Here is a 14,014-nt window from a genome sequence, read left to right as displayed (position 1 = left end):
GCACGTTCTCGCGCGATTTAACCAGGGAACCTTATAACATTGTTTAACATCGACAAATCACGAGTCGGCGGTCACCGTCTCCTGGAAGTCGAATCCGCAGGCCTCCAGCTGCGGCCTGATCCGCTCATCCCTGGCCTCCGGCATGAGTGCCAATGCACAGATCTCAAAATTCCCGCTCCGAACGGAAACCGTCGGAAAGCCGGCGCTGAGCAGCAGGTTTCCCATCCGCTCGGTCGAAAAGCCGGTCTTGTGCGCCATGTGATAGCGCCCCTGTTCGATCGCGCCGGAATGCCCGTAGATCATGTCCAATGGCCGGATCGGACCGGCCGGCGAGACGTAAGCGATCGCGCCGAGGCCGCGCGTCAACATGTGCTGCGCGACCGCCTCGAGGTCGGGAGACATGATCAACGCGAATCCGTCCGGCTTGAGGACTTGGCGGAACTGGACGAATGTGGGGTGAACCTCATGGGCGTAGAGATGCTCCATGACATGAGAACACCAGATCGCGTCGAACGAGGCCGCCGGGAACAACCGGGCAAGATCGGTAATCGACCCGACGACGTCGGGGCTCACGCCGCCGTCGACGTCCAATCGAATCTCGTCCCATTCATGCGATGTCAGGAGCGGCTGGATGCGCTTGGTAACCGTCGATCCAGCGCCGGCATTCAGCATTTTTTTCTTGGCCAATTCGAGAGCTCCGCGAGTTCGTTAAGCGGCTGGGTTCTGCAGCGATCGTTCGTCTTGAACAAAGGTGCCAGGGCCGCAGATAGCCATCGGGCGCAGCTCCGTTGTGTCAAGCGAGCGGCACGGCTTTACAAAAGCTACGTGGTCCGAATGTGACGAACTAACTTATAACATCCATTGGCGGAAATGCCCCGGGCGGAACTTGTGATTGATTTGATGCATCCGACGCGAATCGGCCGACAAAGTTCCAATCGGAATGCGCGCATGCGCTTCCCCTTGAGGCGAGCCGTCGAACTCATCGCAGGTGCGTCATGATCATCAACGGCAGCGTATTCGATTGTTCAATTTCAATTACCCATTCCTGACGGCCATGCCGGCGATCAAAGAAAAAAAGCGCCGCCTCAACCTCGGTTGGGGCGGCGCTTTCGCTTAGTGCAGACCTAGGATCTTACAGCTTGGTCGAGTTACCATCGTTGAAGATCAGGTATTCGATGTTGCTGATCTGGGTCACCTGACCATTGCTGAAGGTGATGTCCATAGAACCGTTCGATCCAGAGCTGATGTTGCTCACGTCGGTCGAAGCGTGATCCAGGAAGGTCAGGGAGTCCTTGTTGCCGCCACCGCCATCGATGGTGTCGCTGCTGGTGGCGTTGTTCAGGTAGAAGTAGTCCTGACCGGAGCCGCCGACCATCGAAGCCGTACCGGTGTCGGAGCCGACGAACGAGTCCTTGCCGTCGCCGCCGATCAGCGTCTGCGTGCCGGAGCCGGCGACCAGCGTATCGTTGCCGGAACCGCCATGCAGCGTGTCGTTGCCGGCACCGCCATAGAGCGAGTCGTTGCCGGCACCGCCATCGAGCGAGGTCGCGTGCGACGCATCGCTGCCCGAGTAGAGCACGTCCTTGCCGTTGCCGCCGAACTCAGCAGCAGTCTGAGCACCGCCGACAAGGAGGTCATTGCCGTTGCCGCCATGCAGCGTGTCGACCCCGGAGCCGCCATACAGCGAGTCGTTGCCGGCGCCGCCATCCAGGCTGTCGTTGCCCGCACCACCGTACAGCGCATCGTTGCCCTTGCCGCCATCCAGCGTGCTGGAATTGCCGGCGGTGCTGCCGGACACCAGCACGTCCTTGCCGTCACCGCCACTCAACTGCGACGAGCTGCCGCCGTAGAGCGTGTCGTTGCCGGAGCCACCGTTCAGGGTGTCGGCACCGGAGCCGAACAGCAGATCGTTGCCCTTGCCGCCATCCAGCGTGCTGTGACCGGAGACGTTGTCGACCAGCACGTCGTTGCCGGAGCCGGCATCGATCGAGTCGTGACCGGCACCGCCGAAGATCGTGTCGTTGCCGGAGCCGGTGAGAACCGTCGTGTCGCCGGTATTGTTGATGAACACCTGATCGTTGCCGTGGCCGGTCGCGACCAGCACCGGGGTGCTGCCGTTCACCGTCAGCGTGACGTCCTTGTTGGTGTCCTCGATGATCGCCTTCAGGTTGGCGTCGGTGTTAACGGTGTTAATCGGGTTGGTTTCGATCAGAACATTGGCGTTCGGATCCGGGTTGGTGATCCCAGCCCCTTCCTGCACCGGAATCGTCGCGCCGTTATCCGGGCTGGTGTATCCGATCCCCGCGTTGATCAGATAGTCAAGAATCTGTTGCTGGGTCGAGTGATCGATCGTTCCGTTGATCGCGTGTTTGAGGTCCGTCTGGTCTAGATTGTAAGTCGCCATCGATGTAGCCCCTGCTTGGGATACGAGGATTCAAGCCGCTCGCCCACACATAAGCTGTTGATTCACAACTGGTTTGTTGCGACGCAACTCAAATGTGGACCCAGGTTACGAACTTGTTAAGTCCATTGTTAAGACCGTTAGGCCAGAGTGTCAATCAGCAATGCGCTGTTAACACCTGGTTCCCTGAGATTTATGCGGGACTTAGCACTACTTCGAATGCACCATAACATTCAACGCACGCCCATCGCCAATGTTAGCCGCGACGCAAAAAAGGGTAGCGATTATACGGGGTTTCACGGGGCCCCCGGATACCGCGGGAGCGCAGAATTTCGCTGATGCCGTGAGCGCTTCGACGCGATTTTCTGATCTGAAAAAAATATTTCTGCATCGCATGAGACGTTTTGCAAAAAAGCGTCAAACTTCGCAGCCGGCGCCCGACCGGCCAGTGTTATAGCGCCCCTTGGCAGCAGTTTGCGGGCTCGATCAAGCGAGATCCACGGAATCACCCGCAGAATCAGCGCCGTTCGACCGCAAGATCAAAAACCTGGCGCGATGCCGCTCAGACACCCTGCTGTAACAAATTAACACCAGATTTGCCGCAATATGTTAGCAACGTCGGCATGGAACCGGCGATGCCCGATCGCGGGCAGAGCGCCGACCTGCGGCGATCATCCCCCGGCGGCCCGCGCGTAGATGGCCTCGAGCAGCCGGCGGTTCTCGTCCGGCGCGTAGCGCTCGAGATAGGCGGCTCGTGCGGCCCGTCCCCATGCGGCGGTCAGTTCGGCGGCGCCGAGAACCTCACTGATCCGATTTCGGAGCGTGGCCGCGTCGCCCGGCGGCACCAGCGCGCCGGTCTTGCCGGCGCTCACCACCTCGGCAAGTCCGCCGATCTCGGAGGCGATGACCGGCGTGCCGCACGCGAAGGCCTCGACCACGACAATCGGAAATCCTTCGTACCATAGCGACGGCACCACCAATGCCCGGGCATTCGCCATTTCCCGCAGCACCTCATCGCGCGAGAGCCCGCCCAGGAAGGTGACATGATCGGAAGCCCGAGCCTCCAACGCAGCACGCTCCGGCCCCTCGCCCACGACGCGCAAGGGCACGCCGGTCCCCGCAACGGCCTCGAGCAGCACGCCGACGCCCTTCTCGCGGCTCAGCCGTCCAACATAGAGTAGCCCGCTGCGCGGCGTGGCTGCATCGGGCGCCCCCGGATCGACCATGAAATTCGGTTTCACGTCGATCCGATCGGCGTCGAAGCCGGCCTGCGTGAACAGGGTTTTGGCGAACTGCGTCAGCGCGATCAGGCGCAGGCCGGGACGCGTCCAGGTGCCACGGCGCTGGTGCTGCGCGATCATGTAGGCCGAGGCGATCGAGCCCGGAAGCGATCCGCGGTAGCAGCGGTGCACGACGCCCCAGAGGTGTCCGCGATCGAGGCACTTGTGGCAGATGCGGCCGTCGCGCAGCAGCATGCCGCCGGTGCAGATGCTGCGATAATTGTGCAGGGTCGCCACCGCGGGCACGCACTTTTGCCGGCAGAGATCGAACACGGCGGGCGACAGCAGCGGGAAGAAATTGTGGACGTGCACAACGTCGGGGCGAAAGCGGTCGATCGCTTCCGCCACGACCCGCTTTCCCTCCGCATTATCGGCGATCGACAGCGTGGTCGTGATGCGCGCGGGGAGCGAATTGATCGCCGCGTTGCTGACCGTGAGCGTTTCAACGCTGTGTCCTGCGGCGCGCAGCAGGTCGACTTCCGCTTCAAACACGACGTCCTCGCCGCCGCGTCCCTGATACCTGTTGTGAGCGACCAGGATCTTCATGATCCGGCCGGGTCTGAAAACCAGCGCAGCTCGGTCACCAGGTTTTGCCCGCCCGCGAGCGTACCGCAGCCGATCAAGGTCGTCGCCGGCACCTTGAGATCGAAGGACGGCGAATACCAGCCGGCCGGCATGGTCTCGTCACCCCGATACGGCACCCAGCTGAGGGCCGCCGGCAGATCGAGCTCGCCGCGCCCGCCGGGCCATGCGAGCTGCGCCCTGTGCCCTTCGAGCCTGCATTCGACCTCGGGACCGAGATGCCAGCTGAGGCTCGCCGGCACCGCAAGCGCTTCATCAGCCAGCACGGTATCGGTGACGACGAGCCGCGCCGCCCGACGCTGCAATTGCACCGCGCGGCGATGCACGACACCTGCTTCGTCGCGATATCCCGAATGCTCCGCGACCCAGCTCGCATCCGGATCGCGATCGTCCAGGCCGCTGGCGGCGACAAGCCGGCTCTGCGCATGCCGTGTCCAGAGAAACGGCCCGCCCGACACTGACTGGTCGCGCGCGAACAGGCACAGCGTGTTGTGCGCCAGCGTGGAGCGGAAGTAGGCCCGCCATCGCGGATCGCCATGGTAGCAATAGGTGCCGGGGTCGGCGAGGATCTCCACACCGCCGATCCTGCATTCGAGCGACAACGCGTCCGCATGGGCGTGGGCGGCAATGCGGCCGAAGCCATGCGGGCCATGGTCACAGCGGCACCACACCGCGCGGTCGGAATCGATCAGAAAGGTCTGTCCCGCCCCCTCGAGCAGATGCGGGCGGCGCTTGGGCCGCCCGGCGATCGCACGGGCCTCGATGCCGTCGGTGAGCACAAAGCTGCGCAGATCGGGCTCCGGCGATGTGGGCCACCATGGCAGAGCGCCGAACAGGCGCGCGCCGCTGGCGAGCAAGCCGAGCCAGCGATTGCCGGCGTGATCGTCGAGCAGCAGGCCGATGCCGTCGTCGCCGTCGCCCTGCCGCGGCGGATGACCGCGATCGTCCAGCATCGCAGCAATGACGTCGCTCATGCGGCACATCGTGGTCCACACCGCATCGCCAAGCGGATGTCCGGAGGACTCGCCCTGCACTGCCGCCGCCAGCAGCAGTTCGAGAACAAAGCCATGATAATCGGTCGCGAGCTCGCTGTTGCTGCCGCAGGCAAGCGTCTGCGCAACGGCTTCGTGCGCCAGTGTGGCGGCCGATTGCTCGCGCCATCGCGCACTGTCCTGGAAGAACGGAAACACGCAAGCCGCCACGAACTGCCCGGCAGCCTCCGCGATGAGGTGGTTGTTGGCCGAGGAGCCACGGCTTGGGAACTGCGACAGCCAGTATTGATGCGCATAGAGCTGCGTCAGGAACAGTTCGTTGTCCTCGAACAGCGCGGCAGCGCCGGGCCAGTTCTGCAGCAGCTGGCGCACCCAGGCCCATGAGATCAACCGCACGCCAAGCTCGATGCCGCTGATCCAGTGCGGGCCGCGCGGGAACGGATTTTCGCGCCACCAGCTCACCAGATGCTCGGCCGCGCGCACGGCGTAGCGCTCGTCGGAGCTCAGGTAATACGCGGCCGCGAGCACCGTGAGATGGTGATGACGCGACGGCTCCCAGATGTATTTGATGTTTCCGACCGCGGTTTCGTCACGATAGGGAACCGCGAATGCGTGCACACCGGCCGGCGCCCGCTTGCCGCTTCTGATATCGACGAACCAGTCAGGCCGTTCGCCGAGGGCCCCATGGTCCCTGGCGAAAATCCGCCAGTGCCCTACGAGAATCCGGTCGGCGCTCTGGATCAGCCGTTCGGCGGCCTGTTGCGGGGCGCTCGCCCGCGAAGGCAGCGGCTTCAGGCGCGGCTGCCGCGGGCCGGGAGCGAGCCTGGCGCCGGCACGCCGCGCGATATCGGGCGGAGTGATCCGCCAGAGCAAATGCAGCACCTGGTCGTTCACCCGCCCCGCAAGCTCGGACGGCTCCATGCGCTGCAGCCTGCGCAGATACCAGGCCGGATTCATCTCACGCCGTCGAGGCGTGCGCGACGCCCTGCTCTGCTGCACCGGCCGTCAGATCGATCGGCATCCCGGCGGCCGCGCTTTCCTGCACGGCAAGCGTTGCGCGCGTGGTCGCCAGCAGCCCGTCGAGCGCGATCGGCATCGCGGCTCCCGATGCGACCGCGGCGATGAAGGCATCCAGCATCGGCCGCTGGCCCTTGTCGAGCCGCGCTGTCTTCGCCGTGCGCTGTCCGGAGTGCCAGACCTCGAAGCCCGAGAAATTGTCGAAGGCGGCAAAACCCGTGCTTGCCGATATCTCGAGCGCTTCCTTCGGCACCCGCGGATCGCCGCCGGTGAGATAGCTGAGACTCGCGACCGAACCGTCGGCAAAATCGAAGGTGGCGACGAGATTGTCGACGTCCCTGCCCGCCGTGCTCGCGGAGACACGCACCGGCTCGGCGCCGAGCCACCAGCACAACACGTCGATGAAATGGCCGCCCTCGCCGACGAAGCGGCTGCCTTCGCTCTCGGCCTGCAGATACCAGGACGATTTCTCTAGCGGCCCGGCGATGACGCGATATTGCAGGGTCTGCGGTCCTGCCGGCGCGAATGCCGCGCGCATGCCCTGCAGCAGCGGCGAAAAGCGGCGGTTGAAGCCGACCATCAGCCGGCTGTTGCCGGTTTCCCGGATCACCTGCTCCAATCGATCGAGCGAGCTTGTATCGATCGCCAAGGGCTTCTCGACAAACACCGCCTTGCCGGCGCGCAGCGCCTGCGTCGCGAGGTCGGCATGGGAGGCATGGCGCGTTGCGATCAGCACGGCATCGATGTCGTCGGCGCCGAGCACCGAGGCCGCATCCGTCGAGGCACGCGCGAAGCCGAACTTGCGGACTGCCGTGGCGCCGCTCAGGCCGGTATTGGTGGCGACCTCGACGAGATCGACGCGCTGGTTGCTCGCAAGCTGCGGCAACAGCATGCTGGAGGCATAATTGCCGGCGCCGATGACGCCGAGCCGCACCCGGCCGCTGCGCAGGGCAACCGCCGGACGATAGGTCATCTGCATCGCGCGGGGAGCGGCGTCCGGATAGGCGAACACCATGCCGAGACCGACCTCGCCACGGCTCATGCGCTCGAACGCCGACGTCGCCTGCTCCAGCGGCACCGTTTCGGAAATCAGCGAGGAAAAATCGAGCCGCCCGTCGGCCAGCAGCGCGACGATCGCCTCCATATTGCGCTTCTCGGTCCAGCGCACATGACCGATCGGATAATCGATGCCGCCCTCCTCATAGAGCGGATCGTAGCGGCCGGGGCCGTAGGACCGCGAGAAGCGCACGTCGAGCTCCTTGTCGTAGAATTCGCTCCACGGCAGGTTCAGCGTGCATTTGCCGATATCGACAATGCGGCCGCGGTCGCGCAGCAGCGCCGCCGAACGCGACGCGAGATCGGGATCGTCGCTGCCTGCGGTGATGAACACGCAATCGACGCCGTTGCCTGCGGTCAGCTGGTCGATCCGGGCGCGGAATTCGGCCGCGGCATCATCCGATGCGACGGCACAGACCGCGGCGCCAGCAGCCTCCGCCTGCCGGCATCGCGCCTCCAGCCTGTCGAGCCCGACGACCACGACACCGGCGCTGCGCAGCAACCGCACCATGATCTGCCCGATCAGGCCAAGGCCGATCACGCAGGCGGTCTCGCCGAAACGGATCTCCGACTGGCGCATCGCCTGCAGCGCGATCGCGGCGATCGTGGTGAATGCGGCCTGGTCCAGCGCAGCGCTGTCCGGCAGCGGCACGCAGAGGTTCACCGGCACCCAATTATATTCGGCGTGGGTTGCATATTGATTGCCGCCGCAGCAGACACGCTGTCCGACCGAGAAGCCGCCGACGCCCTCGCCCACTTCCACGACGGTGCCCGACAGCGAGTAGCCGAGCGGCGTGTAGGAATCGAGGCGGTTCATCACCTTCTGATAGGTCGCAGCCAACCCCTGCTGACGGACCGAACGCACCACCTTGGCAACCTGGTCAGGTCGCGCGCGCGCCTTGCCGAGCAGCGACAGGCGGCCTTCGGTGAACTTCATCATCTCGGTGCCGGTCGACACCGCCGAGAACGCCGTGCGCACCAAAACCCCGCCGGGGCGGCAGCGCGGCGCCGGCACATCGATCAGCTTGAGCTCGCCGCTCTTATAGTTCTGCGCGATCTGCTTCACGGTCGGTCAATCGCCTCAAGTTAACAGCGCTCCTTGTATCGCGCCTGCCGCCCGCAATGAAGCCAGGATCATCGTCATAATTATCTCATTGCCGGAGACTTAACATTGTTATCATTCCAGCAACAGGACCGGTTTTGGCGAGATCTCGACCTCGCCGTTGGCGACAGGCCCTTCGCCGCCGTCGAGGCCCTGGTAAAGGCTGAAGCGCGGGTCGACCCGATAAACGGACCGGCCTTTGGTGGTCCAGAGGATCAAGCCGTTGCGGCCATCCGGCATGCGAAGCTCGACGCGCCAGGTCGACGGCGACGTCCTGCCTGCCGCCACGACGCTTGCACCGACCAACCAGGACTGGATCGTGCGGTAGGCAATTCCGCTCGGAAGCAGCCCGCGCGCCGGGTCCCATAATTTTCCAAAGTCGCTGCCGCCTCCGGCAAACTCGTACCAATAGAACCGGTCGACGCCGCTGATCCATTTCAGGATGTAGGCGCGCGCCAGACACCCGTCCGGATTGTCCTCATAGGACGACCAGCCGGCCTCGGTGTCCCAGATCGGCCTCGCGGACAGGTCGTGCGCGGCAAGGATTTTCCTGAAGCGCGCAATGATTCCAATCACCGCTTCGGGTTCGCTCGTGTAGCCGTGGAAGGCGAACACATCGGCATATTGTCCGCCGCCTTGCGCCATGAAGGCCTGTTGCCAGCGATATCCGTCCGGCGTGCCGTTGGACGGCGGTGTCAGCACGGTCAAGGTGGGATCGCTGGCTTTAATGATCTCGTAGGCCCGCTTCTGCAGCTGGACCATGGTCGCGATATCGCCCGAGTAATATTTGGGATCCTCGGGCTCGTTCCAGATTTCCCAGTATTTGATGCGGCCGGCGGCGCGCGCCACGGCCGCGCGCACCCAGTCGTCCCATGACGCGAGATCGGCCGGCGGTGAGCTTGCACCGGGCGTGAACGCCGGCGGCGCATCCTTCACCGACGCGGCCCAGCGCGGCGTATAGGCGAGATTGAGAACGATCTCGACGTGTTCTCGCTCGGCCGCCGCCAGGATGGCATCGAAGCGCGCCCAATTGTAGATGCCGGGCGCCGGGTTGATCTGTGCCCAGTAGATCGCGCCCCATAGCCGAACGCCGTCGAATTTGAGCTCCGGCCAGGGCTGCGACTTTGGCTGCGACTGCCCGATTGCGTTGATCGTCATGCCGAACAGCGCCGGCGGGATCACCGCATTCACGCGACTCGCACTCAGCGCATCGCTTGACGTCGAACCATTCCACTGCAGCGGCCAATTGTAGGCCAGCGGCAGCACCGCGCTCAAAACCAGCGCAATCAATGCCCGTTGGCCCCAATCCCTCACTCTGCCTGCCATGTCCCTGTCTCGTCGCCGTCACATCGGTGCCGGGATTGCATAGTGGAAGCCGCGCATGTTAATGCCGATGTTAGTCGGATTGTGATGTTGTTAGGTCAATGGTATAGATCATCTCAGATGTCGAGAGCTGAACCATCACCGCGGCGGATCCTGTTCATCGTCGAGAACCTTCCGGTTCCTTTCGATCGCAGGGTGTGGTGCGAAGCAACGTCGCTGCGCAAGGCGGGCTATGAAGTTTCTGTGATCTGCCCGAAGGGCCGCGGCCATGACGAATCCTACGAATGCCTCGAAGGCATTCACATTTATCGCCATCCGATGCCCGTGGAAGCGCGCGGGATCGCCGCCTACCTGATCGAATATCCGGTCGCGCTGTTCTGGGAAACGCTGCTCGCGATCAAGGTGGCGTGGAAGCACGGCTTCGACGTGATCCAGGGCTGCAATCCGCCCGACCTGATCTTCCTGATCGGCCTGTTGTTCAAACTCGGCGGCAAGCGCTTCGTGTTCGATCATCACGACGTCAATCCCGAGCTCTACGAGGCGAAATTCGGCCGCAGGGACTTCTTCTGGCAGCTGCTGCGGCTGGTCGAATATCTCACCTTCAAGACGGCGAGCATCTCGATCGCGACTAACGAATCCTATCGCGAGATCGCGATCACGCGCGGCGGTATGCCGGCCAGCCGGGTTTTCGTGGTGCGATCCGGCCCCAATCTCGACCGGGTGCGCTCGCGGCCGGCCGATCCGGCCTGGCGCCGTGGCCGGCGCTACAGCGTCGGCTATGTCGGCGTGATCGGCCAATCGGAAGGCATCGATCTTCTGCTGCAGTCGATCGGCCACATCGTGCACGATCTCGGCCGCACCGACATCCAGTTCAACATCGCTGGCACCGGGCCAGAGTGGAATGCCGTGGTCAAGCTCTGCGAGGAGATGCAGCTCTCCGACTACGTGAACTTCACCGGCGCCATCGCGGATGACGCGCTGTTCACGATGCTCTCGACCGCTGACGTCTGCGTCAATCCGGACCGCGTCACGCTGATGAACGACATCTCCACCATGAACAAGATCATGGAATACATGGCGCTCGGACGGCCGATCGTTCAGTTCGACGTTCGCGAAGGCCGCCGCTCGGCGCTCGACGCCTCGCTCTATGCCGCGAAGAACGATCCAAAGGATTTTGCCAGCAAGATCATCACGTTGATCGACGATCCGTCGTTGCGACAGACGATGGGGGCGTTTGGCCGCAATCGCGTCGAGCGCGCGCTCTCGTGGACACATGAGGAGCCGAAGCTGCTCGCGGCCTATGAGGCGTTGTTCGCCAGAAAGGTCCCCGCACCGCGCGCGCATGCACCCGCCGAGCGGCCGACCTCGCAACCTTCCAGCGCGAACGCAGCCTCCGGACGGGCATCGTCTTGAACGCGCAGCCGCCTCACTCACGTCAAACGCGACGCGGCTGCGGCCACGCGCACGTCCTGGATTGTTGAAGGTCGAAGCATGAACGTCAGCATTTTCGGCCTCGGCTATGTCGGAACGGTGTGCGCCGCCTGCTTCACCGAACTCGGCCACCAGATCATCGGCGTCGACAAGAGCGTTGCGAAGGTCGACCTGATCCGCGGAGGCAGGTCGCCGGTCGTCGAGCCGGGCATCTCGGACAAGGTGGCGCGCGCGGTGGCAACCGGTCAGCTGACCGCGACCACCGACGCCACCGAAGCGATCGTCAACAGCGACATATCGATGGTCTGCGTCGGCACACCCTCGTCCGGCAACGGCAACCTCGACCTGACCGCGATCCGACAGGTCGCGATCGAGATCGGCCGCGGACTGCGCGCCAAGAACGCGCCGCACACCGTGACGATCCGCTCCACCGTGCTGCCTGGCACCACCCGCGGCACCGTCGGGCCGCTGATCGAGGAAGCCTCCGGCAACAGGATCGGACGCGATTTCGACCTTGCGTTCAATCCCGAGTTCCTGCGCGAGGGCAGCGCGATTGCGGATTTCAACGCGCCGTCCAAGACCGTGGTCGGCGCTTTCAATCAGGAAACCGCCGACCGCGTCATGGCGCTCTACAAGGACCTGCCGGGCGCCAAGATGACGCCGCCGGTCGAGACCGCGGAACTGGTGAAATATGTCGACAACAGCTGGCATGCGCTCAAGGTCAGCTTTGCCAACGAGATCGGCACGATCGCGAAGACGCTCGGCATCGACGGGCGCGACGTCATGAACATCTTCATGCAGGACACAAGGCTCAACATCTCGCCGGCCTATTTGCGGCCAGGCTTTGCGTTCGGCGGCTCCTGCCTGCCCAAGGACGTCAAGGCGCTGAAACACCTTGCGCACAGCCGCGGACTGTCGACGCCGGTGCTCGAGAGCATCCTGCCGAGCAATGATATGATCATGTCGCGCGGCGCCGACTGGATCCTGTCGCATGAGGGCCGCCGCATCGCGTTCCTCGGCATCAGCTTCAAGGCCGGCACCGACGACGTCCGAGACAGTCCGTTCGTGAGGCTGGTGAAGAGCCTGCGCGGCGAACGGCGCGACATCCGGATCTACGACCCCAATGTGCAGCTGTCGCAACTGATCGGCGCCAACCGGGAATTCCTGATGCGCAATCCGGAGCTGGTCGGCCTGTTGAACGACGACGTGACGGCAACCATCGAGTGGGCCGACATTATCGTGCTGACGACGGCGGATCCGCGCTTCGTTGCGGCGCTGACGGCGACCCGTCCCGACCAGGTCGTGCTCGAACTGTCGGAGATCGGATTGCCCGAGCAGGTGCGCGCCAAAGTGAGCGGCTTCCACTGGTAGGGAATATCATGGCCACCATGGGCCGGACCCGCGAGCGACCCGAAATCCGCTTTCACGACGAGATTTCGTCGGGGTGGGAGACGCTGCATCAGAGCCGCACCTTCAGGGCGCGGACGGCCGCGATGTTCGGCCTGCTCGGGAACGCAGACCTCAATGGGCAGCGCTGGCTCGACGCCGGTTGCGGCACTGGAACGCTGTCCCGCCTGCTCGCCGGGCGCGGCTGCGACGTCACCGGCGTCGACGCCTCATCGGAGATGATTGCGGCGGCTCGCGGCCGCGGCGCCGACGGCACGCTCGCCGGGCGGCTCAAATTCCAGCAGATTCCGACCATCGCAAGCCTGCCGTTTCCCGATAGATCCTTCGACGGCGCGCTGTGCGCGAGCGTGCTGGAATATGTTCCCGACGTGGCGCAGTGCCTCGCCGAGATGCATCGCGTGCTCATGCCCGGCGGGCTGTTGCTGCTCTCGATCCCAAACCGCGGATCGCTGCTGCGCCGGAGCTACAAGCTCGCGCATGCGGCCTCTTCACGCGTATCGGCGCGGCCGCTGTTTCGCTATCTCGCGTTCTCCAAATTCGACACCTCGCCGGCGGCCATGCAGGGTCTGCTTCGGCAACATGGCCTCACGATGCTGGGGAGCAGCTTTGCCGGCTCCCCGCTGCCGCCGGCGCTCGATCGCCAGCCCGCAGTGGGCACGCTGATCAACATCCTGGCCCGGCGCGACGATTGACGTGGCAGGCGGATAGCTGCCTCAGGCCTTGATCGCCATCAGCGATTTGGTCATCCCGAGATAGCGTTCGCGATAGATCTTCGCGTCCGGAAACGTTTCGGTCATCTCGCGCCAGTCGAACAGATGCCAGTCGGGCGCGGTGCGCTTGAACCAGAAGCGATTGAATCGCTCGATCAGCGCGATCTGCAGCCGCCTCGGCAGCAAGACGATGATGCCCGGCAGCCAGGTATGGCTTTCGATCGGAAAGTACCGGTACGGCGTCTGCACGTAGAAGGACTTTGCGACCCGCGAGATCTCGCCCGCAAAACGGTTCTGATGCGCGCGCGCGATGCTCTGAAACGCCGCTTCGTCCTCGATCGTCACGACATCCTGCTTCGGCCCGGTGACATGTTCGATCACCGACGAGCAGAAGCAGAAGTCGAACGCCTGATCGTCGAACGGCAGGCGCTCGGTCTCCCGGAGCAGGACCGTCTTGAATCCAAAGCGCTCGCGCGCGGCCTTCAAATCATCGGCAGATATGTCGCAGACCGTGATGTCGGTATGGCGCGGCAGGATCGCGCGAATGTGGCGGCCGGTGCCGCCGCCAAGATCGAGGATTTTCGCATCAAGCGGCAGGTTCACGGTGCGAACGAGGAATTCGCCGCGCCGCTGGCGCGCTGCATTGGAAAATCGGGCTTGAATCGCACCCAGCAAGGTTAGTCTCCTGCTACCGGTCGGTCCGGTCTAGCACG

10 protein-coding genes are annotated in these 14,014 nt (G+C 64.0%); 3 read left to right on the top strand and 7 right to left on the bottom strand.

The features are described from left to right. Window positions 1–57: 57 nt before the first annotated feature. From ACVI1L_RS28145 to ACVI1L_RS28120, 6 genes are all read right to left on the bottom strand, one after another. Entirely contained in the window at window positions 58–672 is a 615-nt protein-coding gene (locus ACVI1L_RS28145; RefSeq protein ID WP_057020229.1) for a class I SAM-dependent methyltransferase, read from the bottom strand. A gap of 460 nt (window positions 673–1,132) precedes the next feature. After that, on the bottom strand, window positions 1,133–2,404 hold the full coding sequence (locus tag ACVI1L_RS28140) for a calcium-binding protein (RefSeq protein WP_076833253.1): 1,272 nt from the start codon (window positions 2,402–2,404) through the stop codon (window positions 1,133–1,135). Window positions 2,405–3,072: 668 nt separating this feature from the next. Beyond that, complete coding sequence (locus ACVI1L_RS28135) at window positions 3,073–4,227, bottom strand: glycosyltransferase (protein ID WP_076833251.1); 1,155 nt, start codon at window positions 4,225–4,227, stop codon at window positions 3,073–3,075. Then, window positions 4,224–6,212 carry an alginate lyase family protein gene (locus ACVI1L_RS28130; RefSeq protein WP_456784368.1) on the bottom strand — a complete coding sequence of 663 codons (1,989 nt, stop codon included), beginning with the start codon at window positions 6,210–6,212 and terminating at the stop codon, window positions 4,224–4,226. The genes ACVI1L_RS28135 and ACVI1L_RS28130 overlap by 4 nt, the downstream gene beginning before the upstream one ends. Window position 6,213: 1 nt before the next feature. Next, window positions 6,214–8,394 carry a bi-domain-containing oxidoreductase gene (locus ACVI1L_RS28125; protein ID WP_456784367.1) on the bottom strand — a complete coding sequence of 727 codons (2,181 nt, stop codon included), beginning with the start codon at window positions 8,392–8,394 and terminating at the stop codon, window positions 6,214–6,216. A 111-nt stretch (window positions 8,395–8,505) separates the two neighbouring features. Beyond that, window positions 8,506–9,756: a glycosyl hydrolase gene (locus tag ACVI1L_RS28120; RefSeq protein ID WP_456784366.1), complete on the bottom strand. Its 1,251-nt coding sequence runs from the start codon at window positions 9,754–9,756 to the stop codon at window positions 8,506–8,508. A gap of 117 nt (window positions 9,757–9,873) precedes the next feature. Here ACVI1L_RS28120 and ACVI1L_RS28115 point away from each other — a divergent pair, with 117 nt between their 5' ends. From ACVI1L_RS28115 to ACVI1L_RS28105, 3 genes are all read left to right on the top strand, one after another. After that, a complete protein-coding gene (locus ACVI1L_RS28115) occupies window positions 9,874–11,166 on the top strand; it encodes a glycosyltransferase family 4 protein (protein ID WP_456784365.1) in 1,293 nt (430 codons plus the stop codon). Between the two features lie 78 nt (window positions 11,167–11,244). Then, window positions 11,245–12,555, top strand: coding sequence for a nucleotide sugar dehydrogenase (locus ACVI1L_RS28110; protein ID WP_456784364.1), 1,311 nt, complete (start codon window positions 11,245–11,247; stop codon window positions 12,553–12,555). Between the two features lie 8 nt (window positions 12,556–12,563). Beyond that, window positions 12,564–13,283: a class I SAM-dependent methyltransferase gene (locus ACVI1L_RS28105; protein ID WP_076833235.1), complete on the top strand. Its 720-nt coding sequence runs from the start codon at window positions 12,564–12,566 to the stop codon at window positions 13,281–13,283. 21 nt (window positions 13,284–13,304) lie between these two features. On the opposite strand, the gene ACVI1L_RS28100 is transcribed toward ACVI1L_RS28105, so the two are convergent. After that, window positions 13,305–13,976, bottom strand: coding sequence for a class I SAM-dependent methyltransferase (locus ACVI1L_RS28100; RefSeq protein ID WP_057020220.1), 672 nt, complete (start codon window positions 13,974–13,976; stop codon window positions 13,305–13,307). Between the last annotated feature and the right edge of the window lie 38 nt (window positions 13,977–14,014).

This window comes from Bradyrhizobium sp. USDA 4516, assembly GCF_054055915.1.
The sequence above is the reverse complement of the archived record's forward strand: the minus strand, read 5'-3'. Positions and strand labels throughout refer to the sequence as shown.